The 19,537-nt window shown below is 71.0% G+C and carries 18 protein-coding genes; 7 read left to right on the forward strand and 11 right to left on the reverse strand.

Features of this window, described 5'->3' with window-relative positions:
- Positions 1-122 precede the first annotated feature (122 nt).
- Positions 123-512, reverse strand: coding sequence for a hypothetical protein (locus IL992_RS14340; protein ID WP_193203858.1), 390 nt, complete (start codon positions 510-512; stop codon positions 123-125).
- Here IL992_RS14340 and IL992_RS14345 point away from each other — a divergent pair.
- Positions 487-777 (forward strand): hypothetical protein, encoded by a 291-nt coding sequence (locus IL992_RS14345; RefSeq protein ID WP_193203859.1) that lies wholly within the window; start codon positions 487-489, stop codon positions 775-777. The two genes, IL992_RS14340 and IL992_RS14345, sit on opposite strands and share 26 nt — an antisense overlap.
- A 156-nt stretch (positions 778-933) precedes the next feature.
- On the opposite strand, the gene IL992_RS14350 is transcribed toward IL992_RS14345, so the two are convergent.
- The 4 genes from IL992_RS14350 to IL992_RS14365 form a co-directional block, all read right to left on the reverse strand.
- A complete protein-coding gene (locus IL992_RS14350; RefSeq protein ID WP_193203860.1) occupies positions 934-3,261 on the reverse strand; it encodes a ThuA domain-containing protein in 2,328 nt (775 codons plus the stop codon).
- A 373-nt stretch (positions 3,262-3,634) separates the two neighbouring features.
- Positions 3,635-4,291, reverse strand: coding sequence for a phosphatase PAP2 family protein (locus tag IL992_RS14355; protein ID WP_193203861.1), 657 nt, complete (start codon positions 4,289-4,291; stop codon positions 3,635-3,637).
- Positions 4,288-5,373: a M56 family metallopeptidase gene (locus IL992_RS14360; protein ID WP_193203862.1), complete on the reverse strand. Its 1,086-nt coding sequence runs from the start codon at positions 5,371-5,373 to the stop codon at positions 4,288-4,290. The genes IL992_RS14355 and IL992_RS14360 overlap by 4 nt, the downstream gene beginning before the upstream one ends.
- Before the next feature lies 1 nt (position 5,374).
- Positions 5,375-5,749 (reverse strand): BlaI/MecI/CopY family transcriptional regulator, encoded by a 375-nt coding sequence (locus IL992_RS14365; RefSeq protein ID WP_226872957.1) that lies wholly within the window; start codon positions 5,747-5,749, stop codon positions 5,375-5,377.
- A gap of 102 nt (positions 5,750-5,851) precedes the next feature.
- On the opposite strand from IL992_RS14365, the gene IL992_RS14370 reads away from it, so the two are divergent.
- Positions 5,852-6,304 (forward strand): hypothetical protein, encoded by a 453-nt coding sequence (locus IL992_RS14370; RefSeq protein ID WP_193203863.1) that lies wholly within the window; start codon positions 5,852-5,854, stop codon positions 6,302-6,304.
- Positions 6,301-7,464, forward strand: a complete 1,164-nt coding sequence (locus IL992_RS14375) for a glycosyltransferase family 4 protein (RefSeq protein ID WP_193203864.1) — start codon at positions 6,301-6,303, stop codon at positions 7,462-7,464. The genes IL992_RS14370 and IL992_RS14375 overlap by 4 nt, the downstream gene beginning before the upstream one ends.
- A 110-nt stretch (positions 7,465-7,574) precedes the next feature.
- On the opposite strand, the gene IL992_RS14380 is transcribed toward IL992_RS14375, so the two are convergent.
- The gene (locus tag IL992_RS14380; RefSeq protein ID WP_226872958.1) at positions 7,575-8,402 is read right to left on the reverse strand and encodes an SDR family NAD(P)-dependent oxidoreductase; all 828 of its coding nucleotides are present in this window, start codon (positions 8,400-8,402) and stop codon (positions 7,575-7,577) included.
- Positions 8,403-8,492: 90 nt separating this feature from the next.
- Between IL992_RS14380 and IL992_RS14385 the strand changes: the two genes are divergently transcribed.
- Complete coding sequence (locus IL992_RS14385) at positions 8,493-9,350, forward strand: helix-turn-helix domain-containing protein (RefSeq protein WP_193203865.1); 858 nt, start codon at positions 8,493-8,495, stop codon at positions 9,348-9,350.
- Between the two features lie 10 nt (positions 9,351-9,360).
- Positions 9,361-9,966 (forward strand): superoxide dismutase, encoded by a 606-nt coding sequence (locus IL992_RS14390; protein WP_193203866.1) that lies wholly within the window; start codon positions 9,361-9,363, stop codon positions 9,964-9,966.
- Between the two features lie 117 nt (positions 9,967-10,083).
- Here the strand turns inward: IL992_RS14390 and IL992_RS14395 are convergent, their stop codons facing one another.
- From IL992_RS14395 to IL992_RS14410, 4 genes are all read right to left on the reverse strand, one after another.
- Positions 10,084-10,716, reverse strand: coding sequence for a TetR/AcrR family transcriptional regulator (locus IL992_RS14395; protein WP_193203867.1), 633 nt, complete (start codon positions 10,714-10,716; stop codon positions 10,084-10,086).
- A gap of 49 nt (positions 10,717-10,765) precedes the next feature.
- On the reverse strand, positions 10,766-11,971 hold the full coding sequence (locus tag IL992_RS14400) for a cytochrome P450 (RefSeq protein WP_193203868.1): 1,206 nt from the start codon (positions 11,969-11,971) through the stop codon (positions 10,766-10,768).
- 153 nt (positions 11,972-12,124) lie between these two features.
- Complete coding sequence (locus IL992_RS14405) at positions 12,125-12,427, reverse strand: STAS domain-containing protein (protein WP_193203869.1); 303 nt, start codon at positions 12,425-12,427, stop codon at positions 12,125-12,127.
- Complete coding sequence (locus IL992_RS14410; protein WP_319018540.1) at positions 12,427-16,599, reverse strand: SpoIIE family protein phosphatase; 4,173 nt, start codon at positions 16,597-16,599, stop codon at positions 12,427-12,429. Before IL992_RS14410 ends, IL992_RS14405 begins: the two co-directional genes overlap by 1 nt.
- A gap of 166 nt (positions 16,600-16,765) precedes the next feature.
- Here IL992_RS14410 and IL992_RS14415 point away from each other — a divergent pair, with 166 nt between their 5' ends.
- Positions 16,766-17,386, forward strand: a complete 621-nt coding sequence (locus IL992_RS14415; protein ID WP_193203871.1) for a DUF4240 domain-containing protein — start codon at positions 16,766-16,768, stop codon at positions 17,384-17,386.
- Positions 17,387-17,416: 30 nt separating this feature from the next.
- On the opposite strand, the gene IL992_RS14420 is transcribed toward IL992_RS14415, so the two are convergent.
- Entirely contained in the window at positions 17,417-18,307 is an 891-nt protein-coding gene (locus IL992_RS14420; protein WP_193203872.1) for a helix-turn-helix transcriptional regulator, read from the reverse strand.
- Positions 18,308-18,508: 201 nt separating this feature from the next.
- Between IL992_RS14420 and IL992_RS14425 the strand changes: the two genes are divergently transcribed.
- Positions 18,509-19,531 (forward strand): zinc-dependent alcohol dehydrogenase family protein, encoded by a 1,023-nt coding sequence (locus IL992_RS14425; RefSeq protein WP_193203873.1) that lies wholly within the window; start codon positions 18,509-18,511, stop codon positions 19,529-19,531.
- Positions 19,532-19,537: the final 6 nt, after the last annotated feature.

Below are 19,537 nucleotides of genomic sequence, written 5' to 3' on the forward strand. Positions count from 1 at the left end.
TCGCCGTTCCCACTCATCGGAGAAGGATTTGTGCGGAAGCCCGGCCGGATCCTGGCACCGCCCGGTAATGAAACTTTCATTGACAACTCGGCCGAACTCAGCGGCTCGTGGAAGGCGCCGGATCACTTTTCATCGGCGTCGCCGTGTTCGGTCACCCGGCCGAAGGTTCTCGTCCCGGCCAGCGCCGAGAGCCGGATCGTGTCCACGCCGTCGCACGTGAGCTCTGCCGCGGCGGTCACGGCACGCACGGCCGGTTCGCGTCCGCCCGGCACGGCCACCGTCGCGGTCTGCAGATACGTCCACTCGCGAAGCGCCTGGATCGACGCCTCCGGCAGCCGCGGCGAGTACTCGATCACTACGGCGTTGTCACTGACCAGCAGGTGTTCCAGGCTGGCCCTCGTCGGCCTGTCCTTGTCGGACGGGCCGTAGAAGGACTGGGCCGGATGCGTCCACGGACCGGCCCCGCCGGCGGGCGCGCGCGGCCCGGTGCGGCAGTCGACCGGCGACGACACCGTCCCAGCCGAGTCCGACGCCGAGTCCGACGCCGAGTCCGACGCCGAGTCCGACGCCGAGTCCGACGCCGAGTCCGACGCCGAGTCCGACACAGAGTCCGACACAGAGCCCGACACAGGGGCCGGGAGCGACGGCATCGCCGACGACACGGCCGCCTGCGGTGAGCCGTCCGGCCGGGAGCCGAGTGCGGCGGCGGACGTCGCACCGCACGCGCCGCAGCACACGAGCGACGTCAGGGCGAGTGCGGCCCGTGCGAGGGCATGACGCATCGATCCACTCCTGTCCGGTCGGCGGGCGGGCACCCCGCCCGGGCTCACTCGGCGGCTCGGGCCGGCCTTCCGTGGCCGGCCCAAGCCGGCGGAACCGCCGTCGCGATGGGCCGGGCGCCGATCACGCCCGGGCCACCGCGACCGGTCCGGGTCAGCGGCCGCTGACCTTGAGGGACGCCGAGCGGGAGAACAGCTCGCCGGTCGGGTCGGACACGCGGACCCGGTACTCCGAACCGGAGAGCTCAGGCGCCGCCGTGACGACGATCGCGAAGGACGTCTGCCCGGGCACGTCGGTCCACTCCGCCGAGCCCGGCGACTTCACCTGCCACTGGTAGGCGACGTTCCGGCCCTCCGCGGGGGCGGAGAACACCGCGTCCTCGCCGGTGCCGACGGCCCTCGACTTCGGCTGAGACGTGAACCGCAGCCCCGCGCCCTTGTCGTCGAGCACCTTCATCCACGAGACCAGCTCGTCCGCCCGCTTGCGGAGCGTGGCCTGGCCGGGCCCGTGGAGGTTGGCGTCGACCAGATGGCGGAAGGTCTTCGCCTGCGCGAGGGCGTCGGCGTAGTCCTTGACGCGGTACGCGTCGTACGACGCGCCGAGCGCCTGGTTCAGCCCGGAGGCCAGATCGGCGCCGACGGACCCGTCCGCCGCACCGGCGGCGACGAGCTTGCGCAGCTCCTCATGCGTGACGCAGTTCGCCTCGGTCTGACCGGCCGCCCACTTGACGCCCTCCAGGATGTTCTTCTGGAACAACGGGTCGAGGGTGTTCTCCCAGTTGTGCAGGAGCGCCTGGGTGAACGAGCGTCCGCCGTCGTAGTTCTGACACCACGAGATCGGGTGGTCGGCGCCCTCGATCCGGCCGGCACCGGCGCCGATGCTGCCGACGTAAGTCGACTCGTTCAGCGTCTGCAGGACGTGGACCTTCTCGCGCGGCAGGAAGGTCCAGTTGTACAGCTCGTCGACGATCTTCAACTTCTCCGGGAACTGCCGGGTGGCCGGGTTGGTGCCGTCCTCGGTCACCAGCTCGCCGATGTTGCAGGCCCCGCAGGTGTTCTGGATGCCGCCGCCGTTGGACCCGTGGTTGTCGAACTCGCCGCCGGCCAGACCCTTGTACCAGTCCCACTGGTGCATGGAGTCGGTGGCGCCGTGCAGGGCGACGAAGCCGCCGCCGTCGTTGATGTACTGCTTGAGGACGGCCTGCTCGTTCACCTTGACGTTCGGATCGGCCGCCGAGGGACGCGCCGTGGAGAACGTGTCGTTGCCGACGCTGGAGACGCCCACGATCGCGTCGTACCGCGACAGGCGCTCGATGCTCTCGAAGGGGTTCGGGACCGACACGTCGGGGCTCAGGTAGTCGTACACGTCGACGTCGAAGTTGTTGGCCCGGCCCATGTCCTGGATCACGGACATGGTCAGCGGGATGTGCTCGTGCCGGAAGGCGCCCGGCTTCGGCCCGAAGAGAAGGATCTTGAACTTCGGCTTCTCGTTGCGCACCGGCTCGGCCGGGACCCGGAAGGGATACCGGGCCATGCCCTGCCCCTCGCTCACCGTGACGCCGGTGGCGATGTCGGGGTGCTCGACTCCCCGGAGCTCCTCCACCAGGTAGGCGGCGTCCTTCACGAGGGAGTCGCGCATGTAGCCCTCGGGCACGACCTCGCCGGCGAGCCGGCCGAAGCGCGTCAGCGCGGCTTGGGCGTCGCCGCCGTCCGCCTCGGCGAGCAGGGCCAGCAGGCGGTCGCCGTTCGGCGAGGAGACCTTGCCCGCGGCGACGTAGCGCTGGACCAGGGCGCGCAGGTCCGCGACCGAAGTGGTGATCTGGAAGGTCAGGGTGTATTTGGCCCCGTTGCCGGCGGAGTCGCCGAGGTTGACCGCCCACGTGTGCCCGCCGACGGACAGAGTGGCCGGGTCCAGGGGCAGCGGGTAGGTCCACGTGCCGTCGATCCACATGTCCCGCACCGCGGCGCCGCCCGAGCCCGGGGTGGGGTCGGTACGCGTCGGCGTGATGGAGGAGGCGAGCGCACTGTGGGGCACCTTGCCGTTCGCGACACCGGGCCAGGCGGCGACCGGCGGCTTGGTGTCGATCCTCACCGTGACCGTCTTGACGGCCGACGCGTTGCCGGCCGCGTCGACGGCGCTGTAGCGGACGGTGCTGTTGCGATCGCCCTTGATGACGAAGTCGGCCGTTCCGCGCGCGCCGTTCCGTACGGCCGGCACCTCCACGGCGGGGTCCGACCCGACCGTCACCCGGAAGGACGCGACGGCGTCGTCGTCCGTCGCGGACAGACGCAACGTCACCTCGTCGCCGGTGAACCAGCCGTTGGTCCCGGTCGTGCTCGACGGCGTGTACGCGGTGGTGGTCGCGCCGTTGTAGTTCAGCACCTCGGCGACCGGCGACAGCGTGGCCGTGTCGAGGACGGGCGCCGCTCCGGACTCCGCGGCGAGTGCCACACCCGGCGCGCCGAGCAACAGGGCCGGCACCGTGAGCACGGCGGAGGCCAGGGCGGAACGAGATCGTGGCCTGGGACGTGGTCGAGAGGATGGCATGTCACTCCTCTTGTCGGTCGGACAGAAGCCCATCGCGCTGCGACGCCGACCCACGAGCCCCATCCCAGCCCAACGCGATGACTCTGGGAAGTGTGAGCTTGACCTTGGAACTTTGTCAACGATCAGCCTGACTTTCCATATGAATCGACAAAAGAGCTCGACCGGAGGTCCACAGTTCAACTCAAGTACGAAGTTACTCCTTCCACTTTCGGTAAAAGTCGCGTACCTTCGCAGCCAGAGCTGCCTGTACGAAGGGATGAGGACTTCGGCGACGCCAGGACAGGCGGTCCGGCCCCCGTGGGGCCCTTCACCCGTGGTCGCGAGCGCCACGTGCAGAGAGGAACGGGAGGCGGTCGACAACGCTGCCGATAGGCCTCCGCAGAGCGATGACGGCCGAGGTGCCCGCGGTGGCCGCCAGCATGGAGCCGACCACGTCGGTGGGGTAGTGGACCCCGAGGTACATGCGGGCGAACGCCTGCGCCACGACCAGAACGCCTCCGGCGCACACCACAAGGGCGAACCAACGCGTGCGGGCGACGAGGAAGGCGGCGGCGACCGCCAGGGACAGCGTCAGCGCGACATGCCCGCTGGGAAAGCTGTCGTGGCCGGTCTCGAACAGAAGCTGGTCCGCGACCGGTGGCCGGGGCCGGGCGATGATCTGCTTGAAGATCGCACTGGTGGTCCAGCCGGCCGCGACCACCAAGGTCGCCAGTACGGCCGCGCGCACGCGTCCCGTAAGGGTGAGCACGGCCGCGAGAAGCGCGATGATCAGGACACCCGCGACCGGCCCGAAGACGACGTCGAGGATGTCGGCGACCCGGGTCAGGTCGGGCGTACGCAGCGCCTCCACCGCCAGGTCGGCGTTCAGGTCCGCGCCCGTCACCGTGGCGGTCCTCGCGGCGGCTCCCAGCAGGCCGGTGACGACGACGAGCAGGGCGGGCAGGCGAAGGCGCCTGAGGATCACGGGACTCCTTCCATCAGCGAAACGCACGGACGTCCGGCCGCGGCGTCGACCCCGGCTCCGGCTCCGGCCGGGCATCCCGTCCGAAGCGGCGCACCACGCAGAGCCGGCACCTGCGCCGCGTCCGCGTGGTGCCCGCCGGTGACCACGTGCACGACCGGTGGAGAGGTCTCCGCCTCTTCGAACAGGGACTCCGTATCGGCGCGGGACTCGTTGGTCGCGACGAGACAGGCGGCCACGGCCACGATCAGTGCGGCCGCCGTCAAAGGACGGCGGCGCGGCGGCGCGGTCAGCAGATGGTTGACCCGGGGGAGCACGTCGCCATGGCCGAAGGCGAGGGCGGCGAGGCCTGACCGCCGCTGACGCTCCCCGCCGGCCAGCGCCGCCTTGACGATGGCGCGGGCCGCGACCCTCCGATCGCCCACTTCCTCGGCCGCCCGCTCGTCGGCCCAGCGCTCGGTGGTGTACTCCACCGCCCGCGGCAGGGACGCCAGCAGCGGGTTCAGTGCTGCGGCCACGGCCGCCACCGTCCGGTAGAGGTGATGGCGGTGGCGCAGATGAGCACGCTCGTGGGCGAGCAGGACCCTTCGCTCCTCGGCGCCGAGGGCACGCAGGATCCCCGTCGTCACCACGACACGACCGGGATCGCGGAAGCCCCCCGGCACGGCGTACGCGTGCGGAACCGGGTCGTCGACGACCACCAGACCGCCGGAGGCGGCGGACGCGCGGCGGCAGGTCCGCGACGCGCGCCGCAACGCGAGGGCCTGCCGCGCCGCGGTCCTGACCGCGAGAGCCCCCACGACCGCGAGCGCCAGCAGCGCGAGCTGCGCGGCAGGCCGCGGCACCGGGTCGAGCGCTTCGAACAGGCCCACGGACCAGTCGCCGAAGGACGCGACCAGCGGCACCTGACCGAGGTAGGTGCTGGCCAGGAAGACGAGTGCGAGGACCGAGCTGGCCGCGCACGCCACGCCGGCCGCGACCAGGAGCCGGGTGGCGGTGGCCGGCGCGAGCCGGCGCCCGAATCGCGGAATCGCGAGACCCAGCAGCGCCGACACGACGAACGGCAGGTAGACGATCATTCGCATGTCAGTCGTCCATCTCCCGGAGCAACCGCTGCAGGATCTGCTCGTCGTCCGCGCTGAGCCGTGACACGAACTGGGCGAGCACCGCCGCCCTGTCGCTTCTGCGGGCGAGCAGTTCGTTCATCGCCTCCGCGGTGTGCGACGCCTCGTCCACCGCCGGGGCGTAAACGAACCCCCGGCCCGAGCGCCGCCGGCTGGCCAGGCCCTTGCGCTCCAGGCGCGCGAGCGTGGTCATGATCGTGGTGTACGCCAGGGAGCCCCCGAGCTCGGCCTGCACCTCGGCCGGGCTCACGGGCGCCGTCTTCGACCACAACACCGCGAGCACCTCGTCTTCCAGCATGCCCGCCGGGCGTCTGTCGCCATGTCCCGTGTCGGTCAACCCAACCTCCCTGAGCACGAATTACTATCACAGTAGTAGTTACTATCGAGCTAGTAGGTCGAGGCTACCCCGCGAAAGCGGAACGCACAGGAAGCAGGGCCGATGACATCAAGGCACGCCGAGGTGGAGCAGGTCTGGCCGCGAGACGGAAGAGTCCTGGTGATCGGCCGCATCGTCGGCACGGCCCCCGCTCCGCCGGGGCGGACGACCGCGACCCTCACCCTCACCAACCGGGACCGCCCGGGTCTCGTGCTGAGCTGCCCGGCGACGGTGGACGACGGCCGGTTCCAGGCGGCCTTCGCCGTCGAACTGGTCGTCTCGGCCGCGACATCCCGCCGGATCGAGGGCCGCCAGGTCTGGGATCTCCATCTCAGGCTGCCCGGCGATCCGGAGCCGCTCCGGCTGGGACGCCACCTGGACGACATCCCCGACAAGAAGAAGGTCATGACCTTCCCGGCGCAGACGGGCGAGGCGCGGACGGGCGCCGTCAGCGTCAAGCCGTACTACACGGTGATGCAGAACCTGTCGCTGATCTCCAGGCCGGTCCCGGCATGAAACTTCGCTACCTCATCATGAACGCCTACGGGGTCGGCGGCACCATCCGCACCGTGATCAACCAGGTCAACGTCATGGCCGCCGCCGAACACGACGTGGAACTGGTCAGCGTCTTCCAGACCAGGGACCGGCCCAGGTTCCCCATCGATCCCCGGGTCCGCGTGCGCGCCCTCGCGGACCTGCGCGGCCCGCGCTGGCGGCATCCCGCCCGCGACTGGCTCCGGCACCGGCCGAGCCTGCTCGTTCCTCCCACCGAGGTGCGCTACGCCGCCTTCAACCGGCTGAGCGACCAGAAGGTCGTGAGATATCTGCGCTCGCTCGACGGCGGCGTTCTGGTCACGACCCGCCCCGCGCTCAACCTGCTCTCCGCCCGCTACGCTCCGCGGAACGTCGTACGGGTCGCCCAGGAACACATGTATCTGCGCTCCCACAAGCCCGAACTCGTCGCCGAGATCGCCCGCTGGTACCCGCGGCTGGACGCCGTGGTCAGCCTCACCGACGCCGACCTGGGCGAGTACGCGGCACTGCTCGACGGCGCGCGGACCCGCCTGGCGACCATCCCCAACGGCCTGACGCCCGCGGACCGGCCTCCCGCCGCGCTCGACGGCAGGATCATCGTGGCGGCGGGGCGGCTCACCCGGCAGAAGGGGTTCGACCTGCTGCTCAAGGCCTTCGCCGAGGTCGTCGCCGAACACCCCGACTGGCAGCTGCGCATCCACGGCGACGGCAGGGAGCACGGCAGGCTACGGCGCCTGATCCACCGTCTGCATCTCTACAACCACGCCTTCCTGATGGGCGGCACCACCACGCTCGAACAGGAGCTGGCCAAGGGGGCGATGTTCGTCCTCAGCTCGCGATACGAGGGTTTCGGCATGGTGCTCATCGAGGCGATGGCCCACGGGCTGCCCGTCGTGAGCTTCGACTGCACCCACGGGCCCTCGGACATCGTCACGCACGGCCGGGACGGGCTGCTGGTTCCCCCCGAAGACGTCGGCGCGCTCGCCGCCGCCATGAAGGCGCTGATCGGCGACCCGTCACTACGGCACGCGCTGGGCGAGGCGGCCAGGACGTCGGTCACGCGGTACGACATGGACGGGATACGTCTGGCCTGGGAGCGGTTGTTCACCGAACTGCACACCGAAGCGGCCAGAGCCGGGTAGGCGGCCGCGATGTCGTCGGACGAGAGGCGCCCATTGCGGACCCAGTACTCGACCATCGCGTCGACCTCGTCGCGGCCGAGGCCCAGCCGCCGGAGGTCAGCCGTCGGGGGTCAGCCGTCGGCGGACTCGGAGAGGGAGCGCCACTCCCGCCAGGTGTCCAGGCGCTCGGTGTAGACCCGCTCCGCGATCGGCAGGCAGTAGCCGCCCAGGAACAGGCGCAGCGGGGGCCGTTCCGCGTCCACCACCGCGAGGACCGCCTCGGCCGTGACCTCGGGGTCGACCGGGACCCTGCCCGCCGCGGCGGCCCGGCGGGCCTCCCGGACGTCGTCGTACGCGGGGAGCGGCTCGGCGTGGACGGCCGACGATCCGCTCCAGTCGGTGCCGTACGGACCGGGCTCGACGATCGTCACCTTGATCCCGTGCGCGGCGACCTCCTGGGCGAGCGACTCGCTGAACGCCTCCAGGCCCCACTTCGACGCGTTGTAGAGCCCGAGCATGGGGAAGGCGGCGACGCCGCCGATGCTCGACACCTGCAGGATGTGCCCGCGTCCGCGTTCCCGCATCCCGGGCAGCACGGCCTGGGTGACCCAGAGCGCGCCGAGCAGGTTGGTCTCCAGCTGAGCTCTCGCCTGCGCCTCGGTGACCTCCTCCACCGCGCCGAACAGGCCGTACCCCGCGTTGTTGACGGCGACGTCGACAGCGCCGAAGCGTTCGGCCGCCCGGGCCACCGCGTCGAAGGCCGCCTCCCGGTCGGTGACGTCGAGCGTCAGCGGGAGGACCGCGTCGCCGAACTCGTCGGCGAGCGGCTTCAGCGCGGACACGTCGCGGGCCGTCGCGACGACCCGGTCGCCGCGCCGCAGCGCCGCCCGCGTCCACACGTTCCCGAAGCCGCGGGATGCTCCCGTGATGAACCAGGTGAGCATGTGTTCAGTACTCATGCCTACGACTGTGCCCGGCACGGGACGGAACAGCCATCACCGTGACAGGGTCACCATCGCGTGCGGGCCCTGCCTAGAGTGGCGGATGACATGGCCGGCAACAACGCTCTCGGCAGCTTCCTCAAGGCCCGCCGCGCGCTCGTACGCCCGCAGGACGCCGGGCTTCCCGAGACCGGGCGGCGCCGGGTCGCCGGGCTGCGCCGCGACGAGCTCGCCGCGCTCGCGGGCGTCAGCCTCCCCTACCTGACCCGGCTCGAGCAGGGCCGCGACCGCAACCCCTCCGAGCAGGTGCTCGACGCGCTCGCCGCCGCCCTGCGCCTCGACGCCGACCTCACGGCCCACCTGCACGCCCTGGCGCGCGAAGCGCCGAGACGGAACGGCGGGCCACCCCACCGGCCGGAGGAACGACCGGCCCCGGGCACCCAGCGGCTCCTCGACACGTGGGTGGGCACGCCCGCCTACCTGCGAGGACGCCGGTTCGACGTGCTGGCCGCCAACGCGACGGCGATCGCGCTGGCGCCCATGTATCGGCCCGGCCGCAACCTCGTCAGAGACGTCTTCCTCGACCCCGGCGCGCGGGCGCTGTTCCCCAAGTGGGACGCCGTCGCGGCCGACTCGGTCGCCGCGCTGCGGGCCGTGGCCGGCGCCGAGATCGACGACCCGGCCCTCCGCGAGCTGGTCGGGGAGCTGTCGGCGGCCTCGGACGACTTCCGCCGCCTGTGGGAACGCCACGACGTCCGCCCGACGCGCGACGAGACGAAGGAGTTCAGCCATCCCGTCGTCGGGCCGCTCGTGCTACGGCGTCACAGCCTGACGGTCGGCGGGACGGACGGCCAGGTCGTCATCGCCTACCAGGCCGAGCCGGGCACCCCCTCGGCCGCCGCCCTCTCCAGGCTCACCGCCCCCGTGCCGCATCACGGCGAGAGCTTCCGGCTGACGTTGCAATAAGGAGCGTCTGATGACTCGGTACACGCTGCCGGACATGCCCTACGACTACGCGGCACTCGAGCCCGCGATCACGGGCGAGATCCTGGAACTGCACCATGCCAAGCACCACGCGGCGTACGTGAAGGGCGCCAACGACACCCTCGAACGGCTCGCCGAGGCCAGGGACAAGGGTGAGTTCGGCGGCTTGGTCGGGCTGGAGAAGACGTTCGCCTTCAACCTGTCCGGCCACGTCCTGCACTCGATCTTCTGGCAGAACCTGTCGCCGGACGGCGGTGACCGGCCCGACGGCGCGCTGGGCGAGGCGATCGACGAGCACTTCGGCTCGTTCGAGGCATTCCAGAAGCAGCTCACCACGGCGACGAGCACGGTCCAGGGCTCGGGCTGGGGTGTGCTGGCATGGGATCCGCTCAGCCGGCGCCTGGTGATCGAGCAGGTGTACGACCACCACGGCAACGTCGGCATGAACACCACCCCGCTCCTGGTGTTCGACGCCTGGGAGCACGCGTACTACCTGCAGTACCGCAACGTCCGGCCGGACTACGTCGAGAAGTTGTGGAGCCTGGTCAACTGGGACGACGTCATCGCCCGGTTCGAGGCCGCCCGCGCCGCGGCCTGAACCGCCGGCCCCGGCTGGGGCCATCCGCGACCGGCGACGGCCTGTGGGTACCCGGAGTCCTTCCGAGCACTGTTCCGACACAGGCCGTCGCTCACGCACCCTACGCCCGTGCGCGCGTCACACGGGCCAGCCGCCCCGCTTGCGCGGTGACCCGAGCGGCACGGCGGCCGGCAGCGGGGAAGCCGCGTCAGGCGGCAGGGCGTCGAGGACGAGCGCGATGTAGCGCCGCCAGCCGTCGCTGCCGGGATCCATCGTCCACAGCACGCCCATCAGCATGACCATGATCCTGGGCAGGTCGTCGGGAACGAGGTCGGCACGGATGACTCCGGCCTGCTGCCCGCGCCGGGCCAGCAGGGTCAGCGACTCGATGAACGGACTGCTGGCCTCCGCGGTGACGGCGCCGGAGTTTCGTGCGGCGGCCAGGGTGTTGTGCTCGCGGGCCGCCGTGGACATCGCCGCCTCGAGCACGGTGGCCAGGCCTCGCCGGGGATCGTCGTCGCCGAGCGCCCGTTCGATGGCGGGGGCGATGTCCTCGGCGAAGCTCTGGTCGAGGGCCGCCCTGACCAGGCCTGCCTTGTCGGGGAAGTGACGGTAGAGCGTCGCGATGCCGACCCCGGCGCGGCGGGCGATGTCTTCGAGCAGCGCGTCGGGCCCCTGCTCGGCCCAGACCTCCCGGGCCGCGCGCAGAATCCTGCCGGAGTTGCGTGCGGCGTCGGCGCGCAGCCGCCGCGAGGTCTCGGTGGTCACCATCACAGGATAACCAAGTGATAGGTGACTATCGATTAGCTCCGAACGCCCGTCAGGGCTGGTCCCAGGTGACAAGCATGTGCTCGGGTCCCCGGGTGGACAACCCCGTCTTCCACACGACGTCGTCCGGCGAGCCGGCGAGGCGGAGTCCCGGCAGCCGTGTGAGCAGCGTACGCAAGGCGACCTGCAGCTCCATACGGGCGAGCGGCGCGCCGAGGCAGTGGTGCGCCCCGTGCCCGAACCCCACGTGCGAGGACTGCTGACGGTCGAATTCGAGGTCGTCGGGGTTCGTGTAGACCGACTCGTCGCGGTTGGCCGAGACCAGGCTCACGACCACCGGCTCTCCGGCGCGCACCGTGACGCCGCCCAGCTCGACGTCCTCCAGCGCGTAGCGGGCGATGGAAGCGCCGTTCCCGAGCGGGACGAAGCGCATCAGCTCCTCGACCGCCCTGGGTATCAGGTCGAGGTCCGCGCGCAGCGCCGCGAGCTGCTCGGGGTGGGTGAGCAGCACGTAGACGAAGTTCGGGATCTGCGTGGCCGTGGTCTCGTGACCGGCGACCAGCAGCGCCTCGGCCAGCGACAGCATCTCCTCCTCCGACAGCCGCTCCTCGTTGTCGCGGGCCGCGACGAGCGCGCTGAGCAGGTCGTCCTTCGGGGTCTGCCGGCGCTGGGCGATGAGCCCCGCCATGTACTCCCGGAGCAGGTCCATGCAGTGCACCACCTGCTCGGGGGTGAACCGCGTGGTGGACAGAAGCGCGTCCGACCAGGTGCGGAAGTCGGCCCGGTCCTCGACGGGCACGCCCAGCAACTCGCAGATGACCGTGATGGGCAGCGGCAGCCCGAAGTCCTCGACGAGGTCGGCCGGAGCGCCCTTGGCCAGCATCGCGTCGACGAGACCGTCGGCGATCTCCTGGGTCCGTGGCCGCAGCAGCTCGATCCGCCGTACGGTGAACGCCTTCGACACCAGCCTGCGCAGTCTGCTGTGCTCGGGCGGGTCGAAGCTCAGGATGCTCCCTGAGCGGGACCGGTGGGGCCGCATCCGCGGCTCGTCGCGGCCGATCGCCGCGGCCCGGCTGAACCGCGCGTCGCCCAGCACGACCTTGACGTCCTCATAACGGGTCGCGAGCCAGGCGGGTTCACCGTAGGGCAGCCGGACCCGGCACAGCGGTTCCTCCTGTCGCAACCGGGAGAAGAGCGGGTCCACCTCCAGCCGCTCCACCTGTCCGAAGGGGAAGGTCCGGGGTTCGACAGTGGTCATGATGCCTCCAGAGCGGATCGTCGTTAAGCACGAGCCGTCGAGTCGCCACTTGATAGTCAACTATCACATGACTCGTGTAAAGAGATCAACGCAAGCGAGAGCAAAATCTCACCTGAGGCGATGTGACCGCAGGAGGAGGCCGAAACGCCTGCCCTAACGGACGTCGGGGTCGCCGTCGTGGACGGTGGCGAGGTCCGCGAGCCCGGAGATGGTCAGGACGGGAGTCAGCAGCGGGTTGGCGATGAGGGTGATGTGGTCGGCGTGGGCGAACAGGACGCTCAGGCCCGCGCTGTCGAGGTATTCGACGGAGGTCAGGTCGATGACGACGGGCCCCGGGGTGCTCTCGAGAGCGGCCGCGAGGGTGTCGGTGTTGCTCATGTCGATCTCACCCGCCGCGATCAGGAGAGCGACGCCGTCCGGGCGAACCCCAGGAGTAAGGGTCAGGGGCGTGGTCATCAGGCGATCCTCATCTGCATGTCGACGGTGGTGCCGTACGGGCCGGGGGTGATGGTGACCTGCTGCATCATGGCGCGCATGAGCGCGACCCCACGCCCGCGGTGGGCGTTGGCCTCGGGCTCGGGAGACTTCCAGCGGCCGGTGTCGGCGACGGTGAGGCGCAGGTTGTCGACCGACGCCTCGGCACGCAGGCGGACGATGTCGCCGGGGGTGTGACGGTGGCCGTGTTCGATGGCGTTCGCGCATGCCTCACCGGCGGCGACCAGGATGTTCTGCACGATCTGGGCCGGCAGGTCGCACTGGCCGAGCCAGCTCCGCAGCGCCTTCCGGACGGGCGCCAGCTGGGACGACTCGGCGGGGAAGGTCACCTCCAGCGGGGCCGGATGCCGATAGAGCAGCAGAGCGACGTCGTCGTCGTAGCCGTCGGCGGGCGCCAGGCGGATCATCACCTGGGTCGCGAGGTCGTCGACGGCCACGTTCCTGCCGTCCTGTACGGCCTGACTGGCCTGGTCGATGCCCGAATACAGCGAGTTGCGGCGACGCTCGACCAGGCCGTCCGTGTACAGCATGAGCGTGGCGCGGGCGGGGATGATCGTCTCGCTCTCCGGCCGGGTCGCGCCCGGGCGTACGGCAAGGGGCACGGAACGTCCGCCGTCGAGCAGGCCCGTGCTGCCGTCGGGGTGGGCGAGGATCCCCGGCGGATGCCCGGCGCTGGAGTAGGACAGGCGCCCGGTCTCCGGGTCGAGGACGGCGCAGAAGACGGTGGTGCACTTGGCGCCGGGGACGCCGGCGGCGAACTGGTCCAGTGCCATGAGCACGCGGGCCGGGCTGTCGTCCTGCAGCAGCAGCGCGCGGCACGCGCTGCGCAGTTGTCCCATGACGGCGGCGGCCTTCACCCCGCGCCCGACGCAGTCGCCGACGACGATGCCGATGCGCCCGCCGGGCAGGGCGATGGTGTCGTACCAGTCGCCGCCGACCTCCAGGGGCCGGGTGGCGGGTTCGTAGCGTACGGCGAACCCTTCGGGCAGCTGGGCGGGGCCGAGGATGGCGCGCTGCAGCGCGATGGCGGTCTCGCGTTGCTGGTCGATCTGGTGGGCGCGCACCAGTCCCTGGGCGAGACGCCCGGCCAGCAGCGACAGCAGCACCTGGTCCTCGCCGGTGAAAGGCCGGTGGTCGCCCAGGTCGACCCACAGGGCCAGCTGGCCCTCGGGGTGCTCCAGCATGATGCCGACCCCGTCGTCGCCGGCGACCGGGGTGAGCAGAGGCCGCCGCCGCAGATCGGTGAGCATACGGCGGCGTTCGCCGGGCAGCCCGTGCCAGTCCACCGGCTCACCGGCGGCGGTCAGGGTCGGCTCGTCGCCGTGGTCGAAGACGGCGGCCAGTACGGACTGGGCGCGCCACAGGCTTTGCAGTTCCCGCAGGGCGCCGGTCAGCGCGTCGGAGAGGCTCCCGGCCTGGGACAGGCTGGTGCTCAGCGAGGCGAGGGCGCTCTCGCGCTGGATGGCGTAATGCTCGGCGGTGACGTCGCGGAAGGTGCCGACGACGACCCGGCGCCCGGTGTCGGGATCCTGCGCCTGGTTGAAGGTGACGCTGACCCACATCCGGTGCCCGTCGCGGTGAGTGACGGGGATGGTGTAGCTGCCCTGGCCGGGGCCGAGAAGGCCGCCGAAGGCGTCGGCGACCTGCTGGTATGCCTCGGGATCGGTGGCGGCGTCCGGCCACCACGGGTGGATCGGAGTGTAGGGCAGGTTCTCGGGGCCGTAGCCGAGGATGTCTGTGAAGGCGCTGTTGATCTCGACGACGGCCCCCTGCTCGTCGCAGACGAAGAACGCCTCCTGCAGCGAGTCCACCAATGCGCTGCGCCAGCGCGCCTGGTGCTGGCGCAGCCGCGCCATGTCCATGTTCGCCCTCACCCGCGCGAGCAACTCCGCGGCGGCGAAGGGTTTGACCAGGTAGTCGTCGGCTCCGGCCTGCAGGCCCTCGATGGACGCCTCCTGGCCCGCCCGGGCCGACAGCAGCACCACGGGCACGGCGGCGGTGCGTGGATCGGACCGCAGCGCCGCGACCAGGGACAGGCCGTCCAGGCGCGGCATCATCACGTCGCTGACCACGAGGTCGGGGGCGTCCTCGCGGATGGCGTCCAGGGCCTCCATCCCGTCGACCGCGGTGCTGACGAGGTAGCCGGCGCCCTTGAGGAGACGCACGAGATACTCACGCATGTCGGCGTTGTCGTCGGCGACCAGCACACGCGCCGGAGCGGCCGAGCCGCCGGACCGGGCGGCGGAGCCGTCGTGGGACGGCATGCCCATCGTGTCCCCGGCGGGCTCGCGGCCGTCGTCCGCGGGCAGCCAGCGCAGCGCCTCTTCGACGTACGGGTCCGCGGCGGTGGCGCCTGCGCCGGTTCGGGCCGTCGTGATCGCCTCGGCGGGCAGGTGCGCGGAGCCGTACGGCAGGCGGATGGTGAAGCGGGTGCCCTCGCCCTCGGTGCTGTCGGCGGTGATGGTGCCGCCGTGCAGGCCGACCAGCTCCTGCACGAGGGCCAGCCCGATGCCGCTTCCCTCGTTGGACCGTGAGTGCGCGTTCTCGATGCGGTGGAACCGCTCGAACAACCGCGGCACCTCGTCGGCCGGGACGCCGATGCCCGTGTCGGTGACCGTCACCACCGCGTGGTCGTCCTCCCCGCGCACGGTGACGCCGATCGAGCCCTCGAAGGTGAACTTCAGCGCGTTGCTGAGCAGGTTGAGCACCACCTTCTCCCACATGCCGCGGTCGATGTAGACCGGCTTGTCCATGGGAGGGCAGTCGACCCGGAAGGCCAGGCCCGCCTTGTCGATGGCGGAGCGGAAGAGGCTGGCCAGCTCGGCGGTGACCGCGGCCAGGTCGACCGGCTCGTAGCTGGCCTGCATGCGGCCGGCCTCGATGCGGGAGAAGTCCAGCAGGGTGTTGACCAGCTTGCCCAGCCGCAACCCGTTGCGGCGGATGACCTCCAGCTCCTCGCGCACCTGCGTGTCGGCTCCCTGCAGGCGGCCGCGCAGTTCTTCGACCGGCCCCATGATCAGGGTCAGCGGGGTGCGGAACTCGTGGCTGATGTTGGAGAAGAAGACGGTCTTCGCGCGGTCGAGCTCGGCCAGTTCCTCCGCCCGCCGCTGCTGGGCCTGGTAGCTGCGCGCGCTCGCGACGCCCGCCGCGACGTGCCCCGCGGCCAGCTCGACGAACCCGCGGTACGCCTCGTCCAGTGAGCGGTATCGGTTGAGCGCGGCCACCAGGAACCCGTACGGCGCACTGCCCTGCTGGAGCAGCGGCACCACCAGTGCCTGCGTGGGCGGCTCCGGCCAGTCTCCGGTCGGGAGACCGGCGAACGGCGTGCCCTCGAGCGGCACGATCGCCGACTCTCCGCGAGCCAGCGCCGCCGCGGGCCACACCGCGTCCCGGTCGTCGACCGGCAGCGTGAGAGGGGCGGCAGGATGCCCGGCGGAAATCCCGGTCACCCCTGCCAGTCGTGCGCCGCCGCCGTCCTGGAACAGGTACGTCACCGTGAACGGAAGGTCGTGCAGGTTGCGGCCGAGCTGCCGGCAGGCGAAAGCCAGCATCTCCTGCTCGGTGCGGACCACGCTGGGATCGGAACCGAGATCCCGCAGGGTCGCCATTCGCCGCTCGCCGATGACCCGCTCGGTCTCCTCGCTGACGACGCACAACATGCCGACAACGGTGCCGGAGTCGTCCCGGAGGGGGCTGTAGGAGAACGTGTGGTAGGTCTCCTCCGGGTAGCCGGACCGTTCGAGGAACAGCAGGAGCGCCTCGTCCCAGGTCGCCTTCCCCGTGGCCAGCACGGTGTCGATCCGCGGGCCGATGTCGTCCCAGATCTCCGCCCAGACCTCGCTGGCGGGCCGGCCCAACGCCCATGGGTATTTGCGTCCCAGCGTGTCGCGGCGGTAGGCGGCGTTGCAGAAGAAGGTCAGCTCCGGCCCCCACGCCATCCACATGGAGAACCGGGACGACAGCAGAATGCTCACCGCCGTCTGCAGGCTCTGCGGCCACTCCTCCGGCGGCCCGAGCGGGGTCGCCCGCCAGTCCACCAGCGCCAGGTGCCGGCCGATCTCGTCGTCGGCGGCGAACACCCCGGCTCTGGGCGCCGTCAGCGGCCCCTGCTCAGCGTCCTCACAGCGGGTCACTTGACACCCTTTCGTTCCACACGGCGGGCCCCGAGCTGCGTGGGGGAAGGTCGGTGACACGTGCGCAGCAGGATACTCCGCCAGGCGAACCGGATGAATCGTACGGCGGCGCACCTGTCTCGCGGGCTCTTGGCGGGTTGTCACCCGCCTGACAGGCTCACGGCTCGTGGACATCGACGAGTTCTGGCACCTGATCGAGCAGTCCGGGCGTGAGAGCGAGGGAAAGGAAGCTCGCCTGGCCTGGCTTCGGGAGAGATTGGCGCGGCGTTCCGCCGAAGAGATCGCCGACTTCGAGGAATGGCTCTGGAGGGCTCGTATGAAGGTGGACACCTGGCTGATGTGGGGTGCCATGCGAGCCCTCTTCTTCTTCGGCTCCAACGACGGCTTCTGGTACTTCCAGATGTGGCTCGTCGGCCTGGGCCGCGAGGCGTTCGAACGGGTGGCGAGCGAGCCGGACGCTCTCGCCGATCTCCCCGAGGTCCGGCGGCTGGTCATGAAGCAGCGAGAGGGGTTGCGGTCGCCTGACATGGACCTCCCGTATTGGACCGCCGATGACTGGCCGGAGTTCGAATGCCTGGACTACGTCGCCGGCGACGCCTGGGAGCAGGCGACAGGAACGGACCGCGAAGGGCTGTACGACGCGATGGAATCGCGTGGCCACCGGCTTTACTCGGATCCTCGGCCCACCGACGAGGAGTGGGAACTCGACTCCTGGGAGGAAACGGCCCGAAGGCTCCCGCGCGTTCACCGGTACATGACTCAGCTCTTCGACGAGTCGGACGCCTAGCCCCGGAGCGTGTAGTGGAAAGCCGGCCGTTCAGCCGGAGGGGAGCGGCTGCGTGCGGGAGCCGGCTTCCTGGGTGGCGGACCAGGAGGCGAGCAGGCGCAGTCCTTCCTCCGATGACGAGCCCGGTTCGGCGGTGTAGACGGTGAGGGTGAGGCCCGGAGCGGCGACCATTGCCAGACCCTCGTAGGCGAGGGTGAGGTCGCCGACGACGGGGTGGTGGAACCTCTTCACACCGGTGCCGTGGTGGCGGACGTTGTGGGCGCCCCAGCGGGTGCGGAACGCGTCGCTGCGGGTGCACAGCTCGCCGACCAGGTCGTGGAGCTCCTTGTCGTGAGGATCGCGGCCCGCCTCGGTGCGAAGAATTGCGACGGTCATGTCGGCGGCCAGGTCCCAGTCCGGGTAGAAGCGGCGGGAGGCCGGGTCGAGGAAGGTGTATCGGGCGAGGTTCGGCGACCGCTGGCCGGTGGCGTACATGTCGCAGTAGAAGGCACGCGCGAGCCGGTTGGCGGCCAGCAGATCCATCCGGCCGTTGCGGACGAACGCCGGCCCGGCGGTGACCGCGTCCAGGGTCCACTGCAGGCTCCGGTGCGGCGCCCACTGCCTGCCGGCGCGCTGCCGGGGCCGGGCGAGCGCGTCGAAGCCGTCGGCCGCCTGTGCGAGATTGAGCAGGTGGGCCCGCTCTGCGTCGTCGAGCTGGAGCGCGCGGGCGACGGCTTCGAGAACACTGGGGGACACGCCGGCGAGGTTGCCGCGCTCGAGTTTGGCGTAGTACTCGACGCTGACGTCGGCCAGCGCCGCGACCTCGCTCCTGCGCAGCCCGGGTACGCGGCGCCTGGTGCCGGCGGGCAGCCCGGCCCGCTCGGGGGTTATCTTGGCGCGCCGCGAGACGAGAAACTCGCGGATTTCTTCGCGGTTGTCCACGCTTCGACCGTACGCGCTCGCGCCCGGTGGAAGGGATGTACTGCCAGTACACCCCTCACCAGGCACTCCCTGGCCAGGCGGGAAGCCGGTTACCTGGATGGCGTGGCACTTCCCTCCCTGCCGTGACCGCAGTGCGAAGGGATGCCCGATCCGGTCCGCCGTGACGGACCCGTACGACCCCGGCACGTAAGGAGCAATCGAATGCGTGGTGTCGTGATGCACGCCCCCGGCGATGTCCGGGTGGAGCAGCGCGAGGACCCGAGGATCATCGCCCCGACCGACGCGGTCATCCGCCTGTCGGCGACCTGTGTCTGCGGTTCCGACCTGTGGCCCTATCGCGGGATCCAGGCCGTCGACGGCCCGTCTCCGATGGGCCACGAGTACGCGGGCATCGTGGAGGAGGTCGGCGGCGAGGTGACGTCGGTCAGACCCGGCCAGTTCGTGGTCGGCTCGTTCTTCGCCTCGGACAACACCTGCGAGATCTGCCGGGCCGGCTACCAGCCCTCCTGCGTCCAGCGGGAACTCATCGGGCCACTCGGCGCCCAGGCGGAGCGGCTGCGCGTCCCACTCGCCGACGGCACGCTCGTCGCGACGCCGGAGGTCCCCGGCGACAACCTGATTCCGAGCTTCCTGGCCGCGTCCGACGTGCTCGGCACCGGCTGGTTCGGCGCGATGGCCGCCCAGGCCGGCCCCGGCAAGACGGTGGCGGTCGTCGGCGACGGCGCCGTCGGCCTGCTCGCGGTGCTGGCGGCCAGGCAGCTCGGCGCGGATCGGATCATCGCCATGAGCCGCCACGAGCCGCGGCAGAAGCTCGCTTTGGAGTTCGGGGCGACCGACATCGTCACCGAGCGCGGCGACGACGGCGTGGCGAGGATCAAGGAGCTGACCGGCGGGCTGGGCGCCCACTCGGTCGTCGAGGCGGTCGGCACCCAGGAGTCGATGCTGCAGGCCATCCGCTCCACCCGCCCGGGCGGGCACGTCGGCTACGTGGGAGTGGCCCACGGTGTCCTGCTGGACGGCGCGGAGCTGTTCTTCTCCCATGTCCACCTGCACGGCGGCCCGGCTCCGGTGCGCCGGTATCTGCCCGAGCTGATCGACCTGATCTGGAACCGCCGGATCGACCCCGGCAAGGTCTTCGACCTCCACCTCCCGCTCGACCAGGCCGCGGACGCGTACAAGGCCATGGACGAGCGCCATGCCATCAAGGCCCTGCTGCGCGTGTGACGTGAT

This window comes from Microbispora sitophila, from assembly GCF_014892245.1.
Lineage (GTDB): Bacteria > Actinomycetota > Actinomycetes > Streptosporangiales > Streptosporangiaceae > Microbispora > Microbispora siamensis.

Bases quoted from the DNA above. Each gene is read 5' to 3' on its own strand.
- IL992_RS14400 (WP_193203868.1), bottom strand. From the start codon at position 11,971: ATGACCACTGTCGAACCCCGGACCTTCCCCTTCGGACAGGTGGAGCGG.
- IL992_RS14360 (WP_193203862.1), bottom strand. From the start codon at position 5,373: ATGCGAATGATCGTCTACCTGCCGTTCGTCGTGTCGGCGCTGCTGGGT.
- IL992_RS14405 (WP_193203869.1), bottom strand. From the start codon at position 12,427: ATGACCACGCCCCTGACCCTTACTCCTGGGGTTCGCCCGGACGGCGTC.
- IL992_RS14375 (WP_193203864.1), top strand. From the start codon at position 6,301: ATGAAACTTCGCTACCTCATCATGAACGCCTACGGGGTCGGCGGCACC.
- IL992_RS14380 (WP_226872958.1), bottom strand. From the start codon at position 8,402: ATGAGTACTGAACACATGCTCACCTGGTTCATCACGGGAGCATCCCGC.
- IL992_RS14390 (WP_193203866.1), top strand. From the start codon at position 9,361: ATGACTCGGTACACGCTGCCGGACATGCCCTACGACTACGCGGCACTC.
- IL992_RS14385 (WP_193203865.1), top strand. From the start codon at position 8,493: ATGGCCGGCAACAACGCTCTCGGCAGCTTCCTCAAGGCCCGCCGCGCG.
- IL992_RS14395 (WP_193203867.1), bottom strand. From the start codon at position 10,716: ATGGTGACCACCGAGACCTCGCGGCGGCTGCGCGCCGACGCCGCACGC.
- IL992_RS14425 (WP_193203873.1), top strand. From the start codon at position 18,509: ATGCGTGGTGTCGTGATGCACGCCCCCGGCGATGTCCGGGTGGAGCAG.
- IL992_RS14370 (WP_193203863.1), top strand. From the start codon at position 5,852: ATGACATCAAGGCACGCCGAGGTGGAGCAGGTCTGGCCGCGAGACGGA.